Origin of the sequence: Dactylosporangium sucinum, from assembly GCF_014647515.1 — a bacterium.
Lineage (GTDB): Bacteria > Actinomycetota > Actinomycetes > Mycobacteriales > Micromonosporaceae > Dactylosporangium > Dactylosporangium sucinum.
This window is the reverse complement of record NZ_BMPI01000002.1, coordinates 298,572-317,672: the sequence shown is the minus strand read 5'-3', so window position 1 is coordinate 317,672 and position 19,101 is coordinate 298,572. Positions and strand designations below refer to the sequence as shown.

At 72.4% G+C, this 19,101-nt stretch carries 22 protein-coding genes; 11 read left to right on the top strand and 11 right to left on the bottom strand.

The window, feature by feature from the left end; translation table 11 throughout:
• Window positions 1-55 precede the first annotated feature (55 nt).
• The 3 genes from pyrG (at window position 56) to paaI (ending at window position 2,846) form a co-directional block, all read left to right on the top strand.
• Window positions 56-1,759: a CTP synthase gene (gene pyrG, locus IEZ31_RS02490; RefSeq protein WP_229834002.1), complete on the top strand. Its 1,704-nt coding sequence runs from the start codon at window positions 56-58 to the stop codon at window positions 1,757-1,759.
• A gap of 83 nt (window positions 1,760-1,842) precedes the next feature.
• Window positions 1,843-2,433 carry an NUDIX domain-containing protein gene (locus IEZ31_RS02485; protein ID WP_190248018.1) on the top strand — a complete coding sequence of 197 codons (591 nt, stop codon included), beginning with the start codon at window positions 1,843-1,845 and terminating at the stop codon, window positions 2,431-2,433.
• Window positions 2,433-2,846, top strand: a complete 414-nt coding sequence (paaI, locus tag IEZ31_RS02480) for a hydroxyphenylacetyl-CoA thioesterase PaaI (protein WP_190248017.1) — start codon at window positions 2,433-2,435, stop codon at window positions 2,844-2,846. The genes IEZ31_RS02485 and paaI overlap by 1 nt, the downstream gene beginning before the upstream one ends.
• Here the strand turns inward: paaI and IEZ31_RS02475 are convergent.
• From IEZ31_RS02475 to arfB, 3 genes are all read right to left on the bottom strand, one after another.
• Entirely contained in the window at window positions 2,830-3,483 is a 654-nt protein-coding gene (locus tag IEZ31_RS02475; RefSeq protein WP_190248016.1) for a Rossmann-fold NAD(P)-binding domain-containing protein, read from the bottom strand. The genes paaI and IEZ31_RS02475 overlap by 17 nt on opposite strands.
• Complete coding sequence (locus IEZ31_RS02470; RefSeq protein WP_229834001.1) at window positions 3,480-4,190, bottom strand: RlpA-like double-psi beta-barrel domain-containing protein; 711 nt, start codon at window positions 4,188-4,190, stop codon at window positions 3,480-3,482. The genes IEZ31_RS02475 and IEZ31_RS02470 overlap by 4 nt, the downstream gene beginning before the upstream one ends.
• 164 nt (window positions 4,191-4,354) lie before the next feature.
• Window positions 4,355-4,780, bottom strand: coding sequence for an alternative ribosome rescue aminoacyl-tRNA hydrolase ArfB (arfB, locus tag IEZ31_RS02465; protein WP_373294479.1), 426 nt, complete (start codon window positions 4,778-4,780; stop codon window positions 4,355-4,357).
• A 111-nt stretch (window positions 4,781-4,891) separates the two neighbouring features.
• Between arfB and IEZ31_RS02460 the strand changes: the two genes are divergently transcribed.
• Window positions 4,892-5,302 carry an ATP-binding protein gene (locus tag IEZ31_RS02460; protein WP_190248015.1) on the top strand — a complete coding sequence of 137 codons (411 nt, stop codon included), beginning with the start codon at window positions 4,892-4,894 and terminating at the stop codon, window positions 5,300-5,302.
• Here the strand turns inward: IEZ31_RS02460 and IEZ31_RS02455 are convergent.
• Together IEZ31_RS02455 and IEZ31_RS02450 are read right to left on the bottom strand one after the other, a co-directional pair.
• A complete protein-coding gene (locus IEZ31_RS02455; protein ID WP_190248014.1) occupies window positions 5,284-5,658 on the bottom strand; it encodes a YchJ family protein in 375 nt (124 codons plus the stop codon). The genes IEZ31_RS02460 and IEZ31_RS02455 overlap by 19 nt on opposite strands.
• Window positions 5,655-6,590, bottom strand: coding sequence for an AraC family transcriptional regulator (locus tag IEZ31_RS02450; RefSeq protein ID WP_190248013.1), 936 nt, complete (start codon window positions 6,588-6,590; stop codon window positions 5,655-5,657). The genes IEZ31_RS02455 and IEZ31_RS02450 overlap by 4 nt, the downstream gene beginning before the upstream one ends.
• A gap of 81 nt (window positions 6,591-6,671) precedes the next feature.
• Here IEZ31_RS02450 and IEZ31_RS02445 point away from each other — a divergent pair, with 81 nt between their 5' ends.
• Window positions 6,672-7,157: an anthrone oxygenase family protein gene (locus IEZ31_RS02445; protein ID WP_190248012.1), complete on the top strand. Its 486-nt coding sequence runs from the start codon at window positions 6,672-6,674 to the stop codon at window positions 7,155-7,157.
• A 3-nt stretch (window positions 7,158-7,160) separates the two neighbouring features.
• On the opposite strand, the gene IEZ31_RS02440 is transcribed toward IEZ31_RS02445, so the two are convergent.
• Complete coding sequence (locus IEZ31_RS02440) at window positions 7,161-7,862, bottom strand: RICIN domain-containing protein (RefSeq protein ID WP_190248011.1); 702 nt, start codon at window positions 7,860-7,862, stop codon at window positions 7,161-7,163.
• A gap of 153 nt (window positions 7,863-8,015) precedes the next feature.
• Between IEZ31_RS02440 and ald the strand changes: the two genes are divergently transcribed.
• Together ald and xerD are read left to right on the top strand one after the other, a co-directional pair.
• Window positions 8,016-9,131: an alanine dehydrogenase gene (ald, locus tag IEZ31_RS02435; protein WP_190248010.1), complete on the top strand. Its 1,116-nt coding sequence runs from the start codon at window positions 8,016-8,018 to the stop codon at window positions 9,129-9,131.
• A 14-nt stretch (window positions 9,132-9,145) separates the two neighbouring features.
• The gene (gene xerD / locus IEZ31_RS02430) at window positions 9,146-10,111 is read left to right on the top strand and encodes a site-specific tyrosine recombinase XerD (RefSeq protein ID WP_190248064.1); all 966 of its coding nucleotides are present in this window, start codon (window positions 9,146-9,148) and stop codon (window positions 10,109-10,111) included.
• On the opposite strand, the gene IEZ31_RS02425 is transcribed toward xerD, so the two are convergent.
• Window positions 10,050-11,159, bottom strand: a complete 1,110-nt coding sequence (locus tag IEZ31_RS02425) for an NAD(P)/FAD-dependent oxidoreductase (protein WP_190248009.1) — start codon at window positions 11,157-11,159, stop codon at window positions 10,050-10,052. The genes xerD and IEZ31_RS02425 overlap by 62 nt on opposite strands.
• Before the next feature lie 96 nt (window positions 11,160-11,255).
• Here IEZ31_RS02425 and IEZ31_RS02420 point away from each other — a divergent pair, with 96 nt between their 5' ends.
• Entirely contained in the window at window positions 11,256-11,825 is a 570-nt protein-coding gene (locus tag IEZ31_RS02420; protein WP_190248008.1) for a TetR/AcrR family transcriptional regulator, read from the top strand.
• Window positions 11,826-11,859: 34 nt separating this feature from the next.
• On the opposite strand, the gene IEZ31_RS02415 is transcribed toward IEZ31_RS02420, so the two are convergent.
• The 4 genes from IEZ31_RS02415 to IEZ31_RS02400 form a co-directional block, all read right to left on the bottom strand.
• Entirely contained in the window at window positions 11,860-12,069 is a 210-nt protein-coding gene (locus IEZ31_RS02415) for a hypothetical protein (RefSeq protein WP_190248007.1), read from the bottom strand.
• Window positions 12,070-12,304: 235 nt separating this feature from the next.
• Window positions 12,305-13,495, bottom strand: coding sequence for a hypothetical protein (locus IEZ31_RS02410; RefSeq protein WP_190248006.1), 1,191 nt, complete (start codon window positions 13,493-13,495; stop codon window positions 12,305-12,307).
• Window positions 13,422-14,048: a SigE family RNA polymerase sigma factor gene (locus tag IEZ31_RS02405; protein WP_190248005.1), complete on the bottom strand. Its 627-nt coding sequence runs from the start codon at window positions 14,046-14,048 to the stop codon at window positions 13,422-13,424. The genes IEZ31_RS02410 and IEZ31_RS02405 overlap by 74 nt, the downstream gene beginning before the upstream one ends.
• Window positions 14,049-14,115: 67 nt before the next feature.
• On the bottom strand, window positions 14,116-15,366 hold the full coding sequence (locus IEZ31_RS02400) for a serine/threonine-protein kinase (RefSeq protein ID WP_229833999.1): 1,251 nt from the start codon (window positions 15,364-15,366) through the stop codon (window positions 14,116-14,118).
• A 168-nt stretch (window positions 15,367-15,534) separates the two neighbouring features.
• Here IEZ31_RS02400 and IEZ31_RS02395 point away from each other — a divergent pair, with 168 nt between their 5' ends.
• The 3 genes from IEZ31_RS02395 to scpB all read left to right on the top strand — a co-directional run bounded on the left by IEZ31_RS02395 (window position 15,535) and on the right by scpB (window position 19,092).
• A complete protein-coding gene (locus IEZ31_RS02395; protein ID WP_190248004.1) occupies window positions 15,535-16,470 on the top strand; it encodes a ParA family protein in 936 nt (311 codons plus the stop codon).
• A 55-nt stretch (window positions 16,471-16,525) separates the two neighbouring features.
• Window positions 16,526-17,629: a segregation and condensation protein A gene (locus IEZ31_RS02390; protein WP_229834010.1), complete on the top strand. Its 1,104-nt coding sequence runs from the start codon at window positions 16,526-16,528 to the stop codon at window positions 17,627-17,629.
• Between the two features lie 695 nt (window positions 17,630-18,324).
• Entirely contained in the window at window positions 18,325-19,092 is a 768-nt protein-coding gene (gene scpB / locus IEZ31_RS02385; RefSeq protein WP_190248062.1) for an SMC-Scp complex subunit ScpB, read from the top strand.
• Window positions 19,093-19,101 lie beyond the last annotated feature (9 nt).

The window sequence follows — 19,101 nt, the reverse complement described above, 5'->3', positions numbered from 1 at the left end:
TGACGCGGGGTGTGTCTTCTGCACCGGCGTTCACCTGCTGTTAGGCTGGACTCCCGTGGATCGCTCGATACGGACCGGTGCCAGCCGGCAGACCAAGCACATCTTCGTCACCGGGGGCGTCGCCTCCTCGCTCGGCAAGGGTCTCACCGGCTCCAGCCTGGGCAGTCTGCTCAGTGCCCGCGGTTTGCGGGTCGTCATGCAGAAGCTCGACCCGTATCTCAACGTCGACCCGGGAACGATGAACCCGTTCCAGCACGGTGAGGTCTTCGTCACCGAGGACGGCGCCGAGACCGACCTCGACATCGGGCACTACGAGCGGTTCCTCGACCAGGATCTCTCGCGCAACGCGAACGTGACCACGGGCCAGATCTACTCGGCCGTGATCGCCAAGGAGCGGCGCGGCGAGTATCTCGGCGACACCGTCCAGGTCATCCCGCACGTCACCAACGAGATCAAGGCCCGCATCCGGGCGATGTCCGCCCCCGACGCCGACGGCGTCGCCCCCGACGTCGTCATCACCGAGGTCGGCGGCACGGTCGGCGACATCGAGTCGCTGCCGTTCCTGGAGGCGATCCGCCAGGTGCGCCACGACATCGGCCGGGACAACTGCTTCTTCCTGCACGTCTCGCTGGTGCCCTACCTGGCGCCCAGCGGCGAGCTGAAGACCAAGCCGACCCAGCACTCCGTCGCCGCCCTGCGCAGCATCGGCATCCAGCCCGACGCGCTGGTCTGCCGCTCCGACCGGGAGATTCCGGACAAGACGAAGAACAAGCTGGCACTGTACTGCGACGTTGACGCCGAGGCGGTCGTGTCCGCGCCCGACGCCCCGTCGATCTACGACATCCCGCGCGTGCTGCACGAGGAGGGCCTCGACGCCTACGTCGTGCGCCGCCTCGGCCTGTCGTTCCGCGACGTCGCGTGGAAGAAGTGGGACGACCTGCTCGACCGGGTCCACCACCCGCGGCAGACGGTCACCGTCGCCATCGTCGGCAAGTACGTCGACCTCCCGGACGCGTACCTGTCGGTCACCGAGGCCGTCCGCGCCGCCGGCTTCGCGCACCGGGCCCGCGTCGAGATCCGCTGGGTGCCCAGCGACGCGTGCACCACCCCGGCCGGCGCCGCGCAGGCCCTGGCCGGCGTCGACGGCGTGGTCATCCCCGGCGGCTTCGGCGTCCGGGGCATCGAGGGCAAGATCGGCGCCGCGCAGTACACCCGCGAGCACGGCATCCCGACCCTCGGCCTCTGTCTCGGCCTGCAGTGCATGACCATCGAGGTGCTCCGCCACGTCGGCGGGATCGACGGCGCGAACTCGCTGGAGTTCGACGCGGACGCGTCCGACCCGGTCATCTCGACGATGGCCGACCAGGAGGACATCGTCGCCGGCAAGGGCGACCTGGGCGGCACGATGCGCCTCGGCGCCTACCCGGCGCACCTCGCGCCCGGCACCCTCACGGCCGAGGCCTACGGCGCGTCCGAGGTCTCCGAGCGTCACCGCCACCGCTACGAGGTCAACAACGCGTACCGCGAGGCGATGACGAAGGCCGGCCTGACGATCTCCGGCACCTCGCCGGACGGGCGGCTCGTCGAGTTCGTCGAGCTCGACCGGGAGACGCACCCGTTCTTCGTCGCCACCCAGGCGCACCCCGAGCTCAAGAGCCGCCCGACCCGCGCGCACCCGCTGTTCGCCGCCTTCGTCGGCGCGGCCGTCACCTACAACGCGGCCGACCGCCTCCCCGTCGAGCTTGAAAGCGTCGCGTGAATGGTCCGGAGCGGAGCGGAGGGGCCATTCACCATGGGCTCAGGGATGACATGCCGGCGCCGGAGCGAAGCGGAGGCGACGGCATGAGCCACACGTACGAGGTTCGGTCGCACACCGAGCGGCTGCGCAACCGCGTGTTCTCGATCGTCACCGACGAGGTCGTGATGCCCGGCGGTGAGGTCGTCACCCGCGACTACATGGTGCACGTCGGCGCCGTTGGCGTGGTGGCGCTCGACGCCGACGGCCGCGTCGCGCTGGTCCGCCAGTACCGGCCGGCCGTCCGCACCGTGCTGTGGGAGCTGCCGGCCGGCCTGGTCGACGTGGCGGGGGAGCCGCTCGCCGCCGCGGCCGCCCGGGAGCTCGCCGAGGAGGCCGACCTGGTGGCCGCCCGCTGGGACCTGCTCGCCGAGCTCCACCCGTCGCCGGGCGCCTCCAACGAGAAGATCCGGCTCTTCCTGGCCCGGGAGATCGCCACGGTACCGGAGGCGGAGCGGCACGAGCGGACCCACGAGGAGGCCGAGCTCGAGCTGCACTGGATCGACCTCGACGAGGCCGTCGGCATGGCGCTCGCCGGCGAGATCACCAACGCCGCCGCGGCCTGCGGCGTGCTGGCCGCGGCCCGCGCCCGGGACCGCGGCTGGTCGACGCTCCGCCCGGCGTCGGCCGCCACCTGATGGACCCGGCCTCGGTCGCCCGAGCCGGCGCGGAGGCGATGTACGCCGCCGACGTCGCCTCCCGCTCGCTCGGCATCACCGTCTCCTCCGTCGGCCCCGGCCGGGCCACGGCGGCGATGACCGTCCGGCCCGACATGCTCAACGGCCACGCCATCGGCCACGGCGGGTTCGTGTTCCTGCTGGCCGACACCGCGTTCGCGTTCGCCTGCAACACCTACGGCACGCCGACCGTGGCGGCCGGGGCCGACGTGGAGTTCCTGGAGCCGGTCCGGGAGGGGGACGTGCTCACGGCGGTGGCCGTGGAGCGCGTCCGCCGCGGCCGCGCCGGCGTCTACGACGTGACGGTGACCCGGGCCGACGGCACGGTGGTCGCCGAGTTCCGCGGCCGGTCCCGGGCTATCCCGCCTCGTTGACCGCCAGCTCGTTGATCGCTTTCGAGTCCCACACGCGCTCGTCGGGGCGTTCCCGGGCGACCCGCAGCATGGCCCGGCCGAGCCGCTCGGTCGTCGTGGCGATGCCCGGGAACGCCCGCACCACCACCGCCGACAGGGGCGTGAGGGCGACGTACAGCGCGTGGTAGTACCACACCTTCGACCGCGCGCCGTGCATCGGGCGGATGAAGCCGGGCCGGAACGCGTAGCCGCGCACCTGCGACGCGATGACGTCGTCCTCGGTGCGGCCCTTGACCCGCTGCCACATCTGCCGGCCGTCCGGGTCGGTGCCGGCGCCCGACACGTAGACGAAGACCTGGTCGTCGGGCATCGCGCGGACCGCGGCCATCGCGTAGTCGTAGGTGATGCGGCGGTAGTCGGGCTCGGACATGCCGACCGAGGAGACGCCGAGGCAGAAGTAACAGGCGTCGTAGCCCGCGAAGTCCACGCCCGTGAAGTCCGCGAAGTTGTCGTGCTGGTGCGTGCGCAGCTTGGGGTGCGTCGTGGCGAGCGGGCCGCGGGTCACGGCGAGGACTTCCTCCACGTCGTCCGCGAGCAGGCACTCGCGGAGCACACCCTGGCCGACCATGCCCGTGGCGCCGAAGACAATGACCTTCATGCCTTCACTATGGACAGCGTCGCGCCGTTCAGCGTCGTGTAGAGGTCGGAGTCGGTGAAGTTCTTCGTCGTCTCCTCGCCGATGTAGACGTCGACGTGCTTGCTGCCGCCCAGGCCGGGGGTGAACTCGTCGACGACGGTCCAGGTCGGGGCCTTGAGCTTGGCGCAGACGTCGGTGGTCACGTCGGCGGTGCCGCAGCGCAGGATCGTGAAGCGGCTGCCCTGCTTGAGGACGTCGCCGTCGGCCGCGGCCGAGACCCAGGGGACCAGCGGGCGGCCGGCCGTGTCGCGCGGGGCGGTGTCCATCCAGTACCCGGTGTCGTAGGACCAGTTGAGGTACCGCCCGTCCGGTACCTTCCCCGTACCCTCGTCCTTGACCGCCTCGACGAACGACTCGGGGAAGCGGCCCAGGTCCTGCTGGCGGCTGTTCCTGGTGCAGTCGATGGTCGGGCAGCCGGTCACCTTGACGGCGCGGTCGGTGTGCAGGCCGGCGACGGCGGTGTAGTAGACGGTGACCTCCCAGCCGCCGACCTCGACCGGGCTGCCGGTGGGGGACGGGAGGCCGGGCAGGACGGCGGTCTGCGGCGGATGCCCGGGCGTCTCGTCGGTGCCTGCCGGGCCGCCGCCGTCGCCGCGATCACCGTTCGAGCACGCGGCAAGCACGAGGGCGGCACTGAGTGCGACCAGTCGAGCACGTTGCGCAGTCACCCCATGATCGTAATGCGGCGCCCGTCCAGGCCCGCACCCGCCGCCCGCCGCCCTCCCCCTGCGTCGATCTTGCAGTTGTGGTGCCTGACAAACCCGGACATTCAGGGAGTGTCTCGGCACCACAACTGCAAGATCGACGCGGGGAGAGGGGGGCGGGAGGGGGGTTAGTCGTCGGGGCGGCGGCGTTGTTGTTTGCGTAGTGACGTGTGGCGCTTGTCTGACAGGCGGCGCTCGATCACGCCTCGGGACGGTTTGGTCCGTTTCCGCGGCCTCGGGGGCGGGGCCACCGCCGCCGCCAGGATCGCGGCCAGCCGCTCCTCGGCCGCCCGGCGGTTCTGCAGCTGGGAGCGGTGCTCCGACGCCACCACCGACAGGACGCCGTCGACCAGGCGGGCGGCCAGCCGGTGTAGCGCCCGCGCCTTCAGCGGCTCGGGCAGCGCGGCGGTCGCGGCCAGGTCGAACCGCAGCTCGACCCGCGAGTCGGTCGTGTTCACCGACTGCCCGCCCGGGCCGCCCGACCGGCTGAACCGCCAGGTGAGCTCGGCGCGGGGCAGGGCGATGTCGGGGGTGACCCGCAAGTCGTCGTCCACGCCGCCAAGCATGCGGTGCCCGGATTGCATGTTGCACTTCAGGGTGACTTCGCCGCCGGCCCGCGGACGGCGGGAGGTAGTCTCGGCGGGACGCAGCGGAAAGGTGACGCCGTGGCCGATGCCGTGCAGACGACGGCGTTGCTGGTCGAGGACTTCGACGCTGAGCAGATCACCGCGGTCCGCCACGCCGTCGGCCGCGGCGCCGCGGCCGCCGGGCTGCGCGATCAGCGGCTCGAAGACTTCGTGCTGGCCGTGAACGAGATCGTCACCAACGCCGTGCGCCACGCCGGCGGCCGTGGCTCGCTGCGGATGTGGGTGATCGACGGCGAGCTGGTCTGCGAGGTCACCGACAAGGGCGGCGGCATCCCGGCCGAGCGGCTCAACGGGCAGGCCCTGCCGCCCAGCCACGCGACCAGCGGCCGCGGCCTGTGGCTGGCCCGCCACCTCGTCGACGGCGTGGAGGTGCGCACCGGGGCCGGCGGCACCATCGTGGTCCTGCGGATTCAGGCCTCGTCGACGTAGCGCCAGGCGCCGTCGACCTTCACGAACCGGCTACGGTCGTGCATCGTGCCCGGGCGGCCGTCGGCCGTGTAGCGGGCCCGGAACTCGACGACGCCCTCGGTGTCGAAGATGCCGCCGCCCTGCCGGTCGAGAATCGCCAGCCCCTGCCAGGCCTGGTTGGCCTCCAGCGTGAGCGCCCGCGGCCGGGTCTTCTCGTGCCAGGTGCGCAGCAGGAATGCGCGGTCGCCGACCACGTACGCCGCATACCGGGCCCGCATGAGCAGCTCGGCGCTCGGCGGCTCGGCGCCGCGGTGATACTGGCCGCAGCAGTCGTCGTAGGGCTCGCCGAGGCCGCAGGGGCACTTCTCCGCAATCACGCCACGGATTCTCCCCGATGCTGCCGCGGTGACACGCCGCGCACCCGCTTGAACGCCGCGCTCAGCGCGAACGCGCCGCCGTAGCCGACCTGCCGGGCCACCGCGCCGAGCGTCGCGCCGGGCTCCAGCAGCAGGTCGGCGGCGAGCGCAAGGCGCCAGCCGGCGAGGTACGCCATCGGGGGCTCCCCGACCAGCTCGGCGAAGCGGCGGGCCAGCAGCGCCCGGGACACCCCGACCCGGGCGGCCAGCGACGCCACGGTCCACGGCGCCGCCGGCTCGTGGTGCAGCAGGAGCAGGGCCGGGCCGATCACCGGGTCGGACTGGGCCCGGTACCAGCCGGGCGCCGTGCCGGGCCGGGCCAGCCAGGTGCGCAGCGCCGTGATGAGCATGAGGTCGAGCAGCCGGTCGAGGACCGCCTCCTGGCCGGGCCGGTCCTTGGCGATCTCGTCGGCGAGGAGCGTCACGAGCGGCGTGTCCCAGTCCTCCCGCGGCACCACCAACGCCCGCGGCAACGTGCCGAGCAGGCGGCGGCTGACCTCGCCGGCCAACTGGTAGGCGCCGGTGAGCACCAGCGTCGGGCCGCCGGGGTCGTCGCCCCAGGTGCGCACCCCGAGGTGCATGAGCTCGGCGAGGTCGCGCCCGTCGGGCGTGGTGCAGCGCTGGCCCGGGTGGATGACGACCTGCGGCGGGCAGTCCGGCGGGTCGGCGACCGTGTAGTGGCCGGGCCCGCGGACCACCAGGACGTCGCCGGGGCGCAGCTCGACCGGTTCGCCGTCGTCGGGCACGTACCAGGCCGCGCCGCGCACGACCGCCGCCAGCGCCAGGGCGGCCTCGTCGCGGACGCGCAGCGACCACGGCGGGGTGAGCACCGAGCGGAGCAGGAACGCGCCGCGGGCGCGGGGCCCGTCGAGGAGGGCGGTCAGGGCGTCCACCCCCTCACCGTAGACGCCCGCGCATGGATCCGCGCGCCTCGGCCATGGCACGTCTCGGCCGGAGCCGATTCACTGAGATGCATGGAACAGCTCCGGACCACCGTCCTCGCCGCCGCCACGCTCCTGGTCGGCCTCTCGGCCGGCGTCTTCTTCGCCTACTCGACCTCCGTCATGCTCGCGCTGAAGCGGGTCGACGACCGCACGTTCGTCGACGTCATGCAGAAGATCAACGCGGCCATCCTGAACGGCTGGTTCCTGACGGTGTACGTCGGCGCGCTGCTCGCCGCCGTCGCCGCGGCCCTGCTGCACCTGAGCGGCGGGCACCGCCGGGCGCTGCCGTGGCTGATCGCCGCCGCGGTGCTCTACGGGGTGGTCTTCGTCGTCACCGCGGCGATCAACGTGCCGCTGAACAACCGGCTGGACGCCGCCGGGCCGGTTGCCGGGATCGCGGATCTCTCAGCGGTACGGGCGAGCTTCGAGGCGGACTGGGTGCGCTGGAACCTCGTGCGGACCGTCGCCTCGGCGGGCGCCCTGCTCACCCTCGCGGTCGCCCTGCTGCGTCGCTGAGGGTTACTGCTGAACGACCCAGCGCTGGTTGGGGGAGCCGTCGCAGTCCCACTGGCGGGCCTCCGCCCCCGGGTCGGTGCGCCCGCCGTCGACGCCGATGCACTTGCCGCTGTTGACGCTCACCAGCCGGTAGCCGTCGCCGTCGCGCTGCAGCCGCCACTGCTGGTTGGGCCCGCCGTGGCAGTCCCACTGCACGATCTGGGCCCCGTTGTCCTTGGACCCGCCGTTGACGTCGAGGCAGCGGTTGTCCTGGGCGTTCACCCAGCGGAACGTGTCCTGGCTGCCGTCGAGGACCTGCGGCACCCACAGCTCGGTGCGGTTGTTGCCGTCGCAGGGCTGCTGCACCCCGATGCTGCCGTTGCCGTCGTTGGACTGCAGGCACAGCTGCGAGTGGGACGCCCGCAGCAGGCTAGGCTTGGCCTCGACCAGGGCTTTCGGCTTCGTCGGCGACGGGGTGGGGGAGGCGGTCGGCGACGGCGGCGCGCTCGACGGCGGTGCGGCCGGCGCCGAGGACTGGGTCGCCGCCGGCAGGCCGCTCCCGCCCTGGGCCGTGCTCGGGCCGGCCGGGTCGTCGGCGACGAACGCCTGGGCGGCCAGGACCGCGCCGACGATGATCGCCACGACGAGGAACGCGAACGCGCCGAGGATCACCGGGTCGGGCTTCGGGGCTGGCGGCGTCGGGCGTGGCCCGCCGTACACGGTCATGGCCGCACAGCATAGATCAGCCTCTGGCCGGACAGTCTGTCAATCCAGCCCGGGAGGAGTTCACACTGTGACGCCCGCGACGGCACCCCGCGGGCCATAAACTCCCGCTTGTACACACAGCGTGACGGACGCTGGTGGAGAGGGGTCGCACTAGTGAAGGTCGCAATTCCGCGCGAGGTCAAGAACCACGAATACCGGGTGGCGATCACACCGGCCGGCGTCCACGAGTTCGCCGCCAACGGCCACGAAGTCTACATCCAGGCCGGAGCCGGTGAGGGCTCCTCGATCACCGACCAGGAGTACCACGAGGCGGGCGCCATCATCCTGCCCACCGCGGACGACACCTGGGCCGCCGGCGACCTGGTGCTCAAGGTGAAGGAGCCGATCGCCGAGGAGTACCACCGCATGCGCGAGGGGCAGGTGCTGTTCACCTACCTGCACCTGGCCGCCTCGAAGGACTGCACGCAGGCGCTCGTCGACCGCAAGGTCACCGGCATCGCCTACGAGACGGTCGAGCTGCCCGACCGGTCGCTGCCGCTGCTCGCCCCGATGTCGGAGGTCGCGGGCCGGCTCGCCCCGCAGGTCGGCGCGTACCACCTGATGCGCGCGGGCGGCGGGCGCGGCGTGCTGCTCGGCGGCGTGTCCGGGGTGTACGCGGCCAAGGTCGTCGTCATCGGCGCCGGCGTGTCCGGGCTCAACGCGGCCGCGATCGCGCTGGGCATGCAGGCCGAGGTGCTGATCCTGGACAAGAACATCTCCCGGCTGCGCGGCGCCGACGCGATCTACCAGGGGCACCTGCAGACCGTCGCCTCCAACAGCTACGAGATCGAGCGCGCCGTCCTCGACGCCGACCTGGTCATCGGCGCGGTGCTCGTGCCCGGCGCCAAGGCGCCCAAGCTCATCACCAACGACCTGGTCAAGCGCATGAAGCCGGGCAGCGTGCTGGTCGACATCTCGATCGACCAGGGCGGCTGCTTCGAGGACTCGCGGCCGACGACGCACGACGCGCCGACCTACCGGGTCCACGACTCGATCTTCTACTGCGTCGCGAACATGCCCGGTGCCGTGCCGCACACCAGCACGTACGCGCTGACCAACGTCACCCTGCCCTATGCCCTGGAGCTGGCCAACCGCGGCTGGCGGGAGGCGCTGCGCCGCGACCCGGCGCTCGCCCTGGGCCTCAACACCCACGAAGGTCAGGTCACCTACGGGCCGGTCGCCGAGGCGCACGGCATGGACCACGTCGCACTGGCGGACGTGCTGGCCTAGATACTGGACAGGTGGTGGTCGAGGGTCCCGGGGGCCCGGTCGAGGTGGGTGCGGCGCTGCGCCGCGCCGTCGACACGTACCTCGACCACCTCACCGTCGAGCGCGCGCTGGCGTTGAACACGCTCGCGTCGTACCGGCGCGACCTCGACCGCTACGTCGAGTGGCTGGCGTCGGCCGGGATCAAGGACCTGGCCGACGTCACCGCCCGTGACATCGCCGGCCACGTCGCCGCGCTGCGCTCGGGCGAGCCGGCGCTGTCCGCCTCCTCGGCCGCCCGGGCCGCCTCCGCGGTCCGCGGCCTGCACCGGTTTCTGCTGCTCGAGGGGCTGGCCCCGGCCGACCCGTCCCGCGAGGTGAAGCCGCCCTCGCTGCCGAAGCGGCTGCCGAAGGCCCTCGACGTCGACCAGGTCGCCCGCCTGCTCGCCGTCCCCGACGGCGCCGGCCCGCTCGGCCTGCGCGACCGGGCGCTGCTGGAGTTCCTCTACGGCACCGGCGCGCGCATCTCCGAGGCGGTCGGGATCGCCGTCGACGACCTCGACCTGACCGGCCGGCACGGGATGGTGCTGCTGCGCGGCAAGGGCGGCAAGACCCGCCTGGTCCCGATGGGCTCCTACGCCCAGTCGGCGCTCGACGCGTACCTCGTGCGCGGCCGCCCGTCCCTGGTCGCCAACGGGCGGGGCGTGCCCGACGTGTTCCTCAACGCGCGCGGCGGCCCGCTGTCGCGGCAGAGCGCGTGGACGATCCTGCGCAAGTCGGCGGCCCAGGCCGGGCTGCCGGTGGAGGGCCCGTCCGGCGTCTCGCCGCACACGCTGCGCCACTCCTTCGCCACCCACCTGCTCGACGGCGGCGCCGACATCCGCGTGGTCCAGGAGCTGCTCGGGCACGCCTCGGTGACCACGACCCAGGTGTACACCCTGGTCACCGTGGACAAGCTGCGCGAGGTGTACGCGACCGCCCACCCGCGAGCCACGCTGTCGTGATCCGCGGCGGGACCGTGCCCGCGAAGACCCCCAGGAACCTGGTCGTGCGCGCCTCGCTGCCGGCGACCGCCCGCAGCAGGGGCCGCAGGATCGCGCCGGGCGGCCTGAGCCGGGCGATGCGCTGCGTGGTCCGGAACATCGCGGTCCGGTCGACGACCTGTTCGGCGTCGCGCAGGGCGTTGCTGATGCCCTGCGCCGTGACCGGGTCCATGACCATCCGCGCGTCCCCGACGAGCGCCCAGCCCGGCCCGGTCGCCTGCCGGACGCGGTTGGGCAGGTCGTTGGTGGTCCGCACCCGCTCGATCCGCCTCCCGGCGCGCACCCGCGCGCCGAGGTCCCCGCAGTTGCCGAGCGAGTCGAGCAGGCTGCGCTCGGGGTCGCGCCGCCACGTGTCGAACTCGTCGAGCGGCGCGCACGCGTACACCATCGTCAGCCCGTCGTTGGTGGGGAAGGCGGCGACGGCCCGGCCGCGGCGGTGGTACAGCTCGCCGTGGCCGAGCTCGACGCCCTCCCAGTAGCTGTAGCTGGCGACGGTGCGCACGGGCGCCTCGACCACCGTGCGCGCCCCTACCTCCCGGGCGACCAGGCTGTGCTTGCCGTCGGCCCCGACGACCAGCCCGGCGCGGTGCTCGCTGCCGTCCCGCCCACGGATCCCGACCACCCGCCCGTCGTCGGCCCGGAGCAGCCCGGCGACGTGATAGCCCTGGACGACCTCGGCTCCGGCGCCGGCGGCGGCCTCGACGAGCGCGGCGTCGAGCACGGTCCGGCGGGGGCTGTAGAGCCGGCCGCGCTGCGGAAACGCCCCGTCGATGACGATGCCGTCGATGTCGAACCGCACCCGCTCGTGCCCGGGTGCGTTGCCGACGGCCTTGAGCAGCCCCCAGCGCTCAAGCATGTCGATGCCGGCGGGCTGCACCTGGTGCGTGCTGAGCGTGTCGCTCGGGAACCGCACCCGGTCGACGAGCAGCACGCGGGCACCCCGGCGGGCCTGGAGCAGGGCGGTGGCGGCGCCGGCGACCCGGGCCCCGACGATGACGACATCCCACACGGCAACTCCCCGTTGGCTGCTCGTTGGATTGACTGCGATCGACTGTAGGAGCGGCCGCGCTGGTATGTCAACGGGTGTTGGCCTACAGTTGTGGGCATGAACGACGCGCAGCCGCCGCGGCGGTCGGACGGGACCCGGGCCGCCATCCTCCGGGCGGCCCGGGCCCGGTTCGCCGCCGACGGGTACCAGAAGGCGACCATCCGGGCCATCGCCGCCGACGCGGACATCGATCCCTCGATGGTCATGCGGTACTACGGGAACAAGGAGCGGCTCTTCGCGGCCGCCGTCGACGTCGACCTGCGGCTGCCCGACGTCAGCACCGTGCCCAGGGACCGGCTCGGTGCCGCGCTCGTGACGCACTTCCTGCGCCGGTGGGAGGACGACCCCTCCGACGACGCGCTGCTCACGCTGCTGCGCTCGGCGGCGACCGACGACGCTGCCGCCGAGCGGCTGCGCGGCATCTTCGCGGCCCAGATAGTGCCGCTGGCGCAGACCCTCAGCCCGGATCCCGCCGAGGCGGCCGAACGGGCGGCCCTGGTCGCGTCGCAGATGCTGGGGCTGGCCTTCACGCGGCACATCCTGCGGTTGCCACCCGTCGTGGCGCTCTCGCCGGAGGCGGTGGTGGCCCGGATCGGGCCGACGGTTCAGCGATACCTGACCGAGTGAGGGGCCCCGTCGCCGGAGCCCCGCACCGTGTCGGTCACTTGTGTCGGTTGTACATCCGCGGGGTCTTCGGGTTGCTGCCCTTGCCGCCCCCGCCCTTGCCGCCGCCCCGGCCACCCGAGCCGGGCGGGAGCGAGCGGGCGGCCTGGGCGCGGCGGACGGCCTCGAGCGGGTTGGCCGGCGGTGGAAGAGTCTCCTCGGTGTTCTCCTCGGCTGCGGCGCCGGATGAGCTGGACTCGGCAGGCATGCATGTCTCCTTCGCGAAAAGCTGGTGTGCTGGACAGCGGCGAATGGACAGGCGTGGCCGCGCGGAACGCGAAGCGGGGATTGTCCGAAACCCACAACGGGGACCGGCCTCCTGCACCCGAAGGGCAGTCGGCGGCACGCGCGGCGTCAATGGGCTCAGAAACGCATGCAAACACCGTAGCAGCCGCGGCCCGCTCTCCGCACACCAGATTCGCGTGCGGAGAGCGGGGACCCGGTCAGGTGCCGAAGACGTCGGTGACGGCGGGCCACGAGCCCGGGTCGGTGGGGTCGGCCGGGGTCATGCGCTGGGCGACCACCGCCGGCGGTACGTTCGCCGCGTCCTTCGGCGACGAGTACTCCACGAGCACGAGCGCGCCCGCCTCGTTCACGAGCAGGCAGGTGGACATGCTGTCGGACGGGCAGGCCGGCCGGCCCTTGACGACCTTGCCGTTCGGCGTCGGCAGGCCGACCGCGAGGGTCACCACCAGGTAGTCGCCGAAGTCGACCGGGCCGGTGAGCGGCGTGCGGATCGGCTTCGGGGTCAGGCGCACCGCCGAGACCAGCCGCTCGCCGCTTGCCACGTCCTGGCCGTAGCTCGCGGCCGCCAGCGAGTAGTTCTTCGGTACCACCTGGGCCTGGAAACCGATCGGGAACGGCCTCGGTGCCGCGGGGGACAGGCCGTCGGCGATCGCGACCAGCTCGTCGCGCGTCGGGGTCTGCTCCCAGGTGGTCCAGTAGACGGCGGCCCAGGCGTCGTCGGCGTACTGCCAGGAGATCGCCGGGATCGGGGTGCCCGTCATGGCGTACTTGTCGACGAGCGCCTTGTCGACCTGCGGCGCCGTCTGCTGGCCGGCGTAGTGCAGCAGGGCGGTGCCGGAGCGCAGCGGGATCTTCTCCGCCGGCTCGAAGGCGCTGGGCTCGAAGGCGCCCGTGCGGTACACGATGAGCGTCCCGCCCTGCCGGGTGGCCCCGCGCGGATCGGTCTTCAGCTCCGTCGCCGAGACGGACGGCGAGACGGACGGCGCGGCCGGCAGCGGGGCGGTGTCGTCGATGCTCGACTGCTGGTAGGCGGTCGTGACGAGGTTCGGGTCGCTCACCGCATAGCGGCCGGCCTTGTAGCCGCCGTACGTCGTGACGAACGGCGCCGCCTCGGCGAACCGCGCCGGCGTGGGCGACGGTCGCGCGGGCAGGCCACTCGGGTCGAGGGCCGGCGTGATCGGCTGGGGCGTGGTGCTGAGCACCACCACCGCGGCGACGGCCGCGACCGCGGCGACGGCGGAGCCGGCGACGGAGGAGAGCACGGCGACCCGGCGGCGCCGGCGCACGAGCTGACGGCCGGCGTTGGTGATGTCGTCAACGCTGAGCCGCGGTGGCGGCGCGTCGTCCCTGGCCGTAGTCAACAGACTGCGCAGATCCTGCGGTGCCATGCCCTTCCCTCCTGTTCTCGTCGATGCCTGCGGGTTGACTGTCAGCAATGCCGTCCGTGACCCGGAGATCCTCCGTCCCGAGCAGCGCGCGGAGCGCCGTGAGCCCCCGGGCAGTCTGACTCTTGACGGTGCCCGGCTGTCGGCCGAGCACTTCGGCGGTCTCCTCAACGCTCAGCCCCTCGTAGTACCGCAGCACCAGCACCGCGCGCTGGCCGGGTGCCATGCGGGCAAGCGCGGCGCGGATCCGGATCCGCTCGTCGACCTGGTCGGCGTGGTCCGGCCCCGGCAGCTCGGGCAGGCTGTGCCCGGCCGACCGCTCGCGGCGGCGCCACGGCCGCCGGCTCTCGTCCACCAGGGCGTGCACGATCGCGCGCCGGACGTACGCCAGCGGCGTGTCGACCTTCTTCCAGCGCACGTACAGCTTGGCCAGGGAGGCGGCCACGGCGTCCTCGGCCGCGTGCCAGTCCCCGCACGTCAGGTAGGCGAGCGAGCGCAGCCCGTCGAAGCGTGCGGCGACGAACTCCCGGAAGTGCGCTTCGTCGTCTTCGTTCACCCGTCTGGGCTCCCTTCGTCCGGGGGTAGACGGAATCCGCCCGGGAAGGGTTGCACAGGACAGTGAACTATTGCGTCGGGGTGGCGTCCGGAGACGCCGGCGGTTGTGACGACGGCTGGGCCGGGGGCGTGCTCGGCGCCGGCGGCTCCGACGACTTCGGCGGCTCGGTCTGCGGCGCCGGAGAGCTGGGGGCGAGCGACGACGGCGCGACCGAGGTGGACGTGGGGGCGGTCGGCTCGGTCGTCTCGGCCGTCGGCGGGCCACCCGCCGCCTTGGAGGTCACGGCCGGGCTCGGCGCGGCGGAGCTGGTGGGCGGGGTGCCCGGGTCGGCGCCCTGCAGCGCCTCGCGGCTCAGCGCCCAGACGGCGAGCACCACACCGGCGGCCAGCGCGGCGAGGGCCAGGCCGGCGGCGACCGGGACCCAGGCCGGACGGCGCCCGCCGTCGTCGTCCACCGTCTCGAACTCGGCGGTGTCGCCCACCGCCGGGCGCAGCGGTACCGTGCCTTCCTTGGCCTCACGAGCAGCCTGGGCCAGCGCGGCGGCGGTCGGGAAGCGGTCGTCCGGATCCTTGGCCATCGCCCGCTCGACCACGGCGCGGGCCGCGGCCGGCAGCGACTCGGGCAGCGGCGGCGGCTCGTCCTGGAGGTGCTTGATCGCGATCTCCAGCGGCGAGCTGCCGGTGAACGGCGGGCTGCCGGTGAGGCAGTGGTACGCCACCGCGCCCAGCGCGTAGATGTCGGTCGACGGCGAGATCGGCTTGCCCGACGCCTGCTCCGGCGACATGTAGAGGGCGGTGCCGATGATGGCGCTGACCTTCGTGACCGACGTCACGGACTCCGAGCGGGCCACCCCGAAGTCGACGAGCGTCACGCCGCCGTTCTCGTTGACGAGCAGGTTGTTGGGCTTGACGTCGCGGTGGATGATGCCGCGGGAGTGCGCCGCCTGCAGCGCGTCGGCGGCCTGCGCCACGATGTCGAGGGTGTCGCCGACCGGCAGGGTGCCCTCCCGGTTGATCCGCTCGCCGAGGGGTTTTCCGTCGACGAAGGCCATCACCAGGTACAGCGTGCCTTCGGGACTCTCGCCGTAGTCGTACACGCCCACGACGCCCGGGTGGCCGATCGACGCCACGATGCGCGCCTCGGCGCGGAACCGGGTGCCGAACTCGGTGTTGCTCATGTGCCCGGGCAGCAGGACCTTGACGGCCACGGTGCGGTGGAGCGTCAGGTCGGTCGCGCGGAACACCTGCCCCATGCCGCCGCTGGCGACGAACTCGTCGAGGCGGTAGCGGTCGCCGAGCACGTCCCCTGGTCCTAACACGCGAAGAACCGTACCCAACGACGAGCTTCGCGACACGCCGGGCGCCCTTTGCCATATGTACCCTGCGGTGACGTACAGTCGGGCAACGGCCGACTCGCTTCCCCCAGATCGCCGACGCCGAATCGGTCCCAGGGTGGAGTTGGCCGGCCGGGAGGGGCGTAGACAGCGATGACAGGCATGGGCGACCAGGCGGAGTCCTGGACCACCACGATGCGTGCCGAGCAGGCATCGCTGGACCTCGGCGCGGAGCTGGGTCCGGCGGACCCCACCGCGTATACGATGCGCAAGCCGATCCCCGAGCCGATGCCGATGGACCGGCACGGCCCGGCGCGGATCATCGCCATGGCCAACCAGAAGGGCGGCGTGGGCAAGACCACGTCGACCATCAACCTGGGGGCGGCCCTCGCCGAGTACGGGCGGCGGGTCCTGCTCGTGGACTTCGACCCCCAGGGCGCCCTGTCGGTCGGCCTGGGGGTGAACCCCCACAATCTGGACCTGACGATCTACAACATCCTGATGGACTCGGATGTCACCGTCGAGGACATCCGGATCAAGACGGACATCGCGGGCCTCCACCTCCTGCCGGCCAACATCGACCTGTCCGCCGCCGAGATCCAGCTGGTGACCGAGGTCGCCCGCGAGATGGCCCTGGCGCGGGTGCTCCGCCCGGTGCTCAAGGAGTATGACTTCATCCTGATCGACTGCCAGCCCTCACTGGGCCTGCTGGCGATCAACGCGCTCACCGTGGCGCACGGCGTGATGATCCCGCTGGAATGTGAGTTTTTCTCACTTCGGGGTGTCGCGCTGCTCCTCGACACGATCGACAAGGTCCGCGAGCGGCTCAACTTCGACCTGGAGCTCGAGGGGATCCTCGCGACCATGTATGACAGCCGCACCACCCACTGCCGCCAGGTGCTGCAGCGGGTCGTGGAGGCGTTCGGGGACAAGGTGTACCAGACCGTCATCACCAAGACGGTGAAGTTCCCCGAGTCGACCGTCGCGGGCGCGCCGATCACGGTGCTCGACCCGGCCTCGTCGGGGGCCCGCAACTACCGGCAGCTCGCCCGCGAGGTGATCGCCCAGCAGGCCGAGCGGCGGTTGTAGCGAGTTCACGCAGTTCTTGCGCTACGTTCTTCCGGTGACCGAACCTGACGCCGCGCTGCCGACGCTGCCCGCGGCCTCTCCGGAGGCGGCGGCCTCCGCCGGGTTCCAGGTTCGGCTGGCCAACTTCACCGGGCCGTTCGACCTGCTGTTGCAGCTGATCGGCAAGCACAAGCTGGACGTCACCGAGGTCGCGCTGCACACGGTGACGGACGATTTCATCGCGTACATCCGGGGGATGGGCGACGACTGGGACCTGGACGAGGCGTCGGAGTTCCTGGTCGTCGCGGCCACCCTGCTGGACCTGAAGGCCGCCCGGCTGCTGCCCTCGGCGACGGTCGAGAACGAGGAGGACCTGGCGCTGCTGGAGGCGCGGGACCTGCTCTTCGCGCGGCTGCTGCAGTACAAGGCGTTCAAGGAGGCGGCCGCCCACATCGCCGGCCTGGAGGCGGTCGGCTCGCGCCGCTACCCGCGGTCGGTGACGCTGGAGCCGCGGTACGCGGAGGCGCTGCCCGACCTGGTGCTCGGCGTCGGCCCGCAGCGGCTGCACAAGCTGGCGCTGAAGGCCTTCACCCCGAAGGCCCCGCCGGTGGTGTCGATCGCGCACATCCACATGGTCCGCGTGAGCGTCCGCGAGCACGCGAACATCGTGAGGGACCGCCTGATCGAGCAGCGCGAGGCCACGTTCAGCGCGCTGTGCATCGACTGCGAGTCGACGCTGGAGGTGGTGGCCCGCTTCCTGGCATTGTTGGAGCTGTACCGGGAGAACCTGGTGAGCTTCGAGCAGGCCCAGGCCCTGGGCGAGCTCCTGGTCCGCTGGACGGGCACGGACGACGCCGACGTGTCGATCGAGGTCGAGGAGTACGAGGGCGCGCCGCCCCCACCCGCGGGCGCCCCGCCGCCTGATGCCGCCGCTGCGGACGGCTCGCCCGCGGACGGTGCTGTCGCTGATCACGTCTCCTCGGACGGTCCTGATCGGGCCGATGTGTCCGCGGGGTCGTTCTCTGAGGAGGCGTTGTCCGAGGGGGCGTTGTCTGAGGGGGCGTTCTCTGAGGGGGCGTTCTCTGGTGAGGCTTCGCTTGCTGCGGAGCCTGATGATCCCGGCGAGGCGGCGACGGTGCGGGACGAGGACGACGAAGCGGACAGCGAGGTGGCGAAGTGAGCGAGGATGACCAGCGCAGCAGGTCGCTAGCCGACCAGGCGGCGAGCTGGATCCCGCCCTGGGAACGCCCGAAGCCGCCCGCCCAGCCCACCCCGGCCGAGACTGCCGAGACTGCCGAGACTCCGGACAACGCTTCGCCTGAGGCTCGGACGGAGACTGCGCCCGAACCCCCGGCCACCGCGTCCGACCCTGTGGCCGAGGTTACGGCTGACGTCGCTGCTGACGTCGCGGCCGCCGCTCCGGCCAATGCTCTGGTTGGCGTGGACGGCACTCAGGCCGGTGCTCTCACCGGCGTCCTGGTCGACACCGCGGAGGCGGTCCCGGACCCTCCGGCCGCCGATGTCGAGCCGCCGGCCGCTCCCGGGGCAGTCATCCCGGCACCGAGGGACGCGGAGCCCGCGGCGGCGGCGGCGTCGACGACGGAGCCGACAGGTGGATCGACGGACGAAGCGGCAGAGGTCGAGCCGCCGGTTGATGTCCTGGTCGAGCCGCCGGCCGATGTCCTGGCCGAGCCGCCGGCCGATGTCCTGGCCGAGCCGCCGCTCGATGTCGTGGTCGAGCCGCCGGCCGATGTCGTGGTCGAGCCGCCGCTCGATGTCCTGGCCGAGCCGCCCGTCGAAGCCGCAGAATCGCTAGCGATCGATGGTGGGGAAGAGGCGGCGATCACTGACGCGGAAGCGCCTGCGATCGACGAAATGCCTGTGATCGATGACGCGGAAGCAGCTGTGGTCGATGACGGCCAGGAAGTGTCCGCCGTCGATGTCACTGAAGAGAGCGCCTCCGATCTTCCCGAAGTGAGCGTTGTTGACGTCGCCGAAGCTGGCTCGGTCGATGCCAGTGGCGGCGAGGCGGCCGACGCCGATGTGCTGTTTGCCGTCGACAATCTTCAGGCGCCCGCTGACGAGCCGGTCGTTATGTCCGAGAATGAGCTGCGCGGGGCCGTTGAGGCGATTTTGCTCATTGTCGACGAGCCCGCCAGCGAGATGACGCTCGCCCAGGTGTTGGAGCAGCCTGTTGATCGGGTGCGGGTGGTGCTTGAGGAGATCTCCCGGCAGTACACCTCGATGGGGCTCGGCTTTGACCTGCGGCGCGTTGCCGGCGGGTGGCGGCTGTACACGCGGCCGGAGTACGCCTCGTATGTTGAGAAGTTCGTGCTCGACGGGCAGCAGGTTCGGCTGACGCAGGCTGCCCTGGAGACACTGGCCGTGGTCGCGTACAAGCAGCCGGTCACGCGGTCGCGGATTTCGGCCATCCGCGGCGTCAACTGTGACGGCGTGGTCCGTACGCTGGTTACCAGGGGGCTGATCGAGGAGGTCGGGAGCGAGCCGGAGAGCGGCGCGTTCCTCTACCGCACCACCACGCTGTTCCTGGAGAAGCTCGGGCTCGACAACGTCGACCAGCTGCCCCCGCTCGCCCCGTTCCTGCCCGACGACATAGATGAGATCGCCGATGCCCAGCGCTGATGCCGAAGA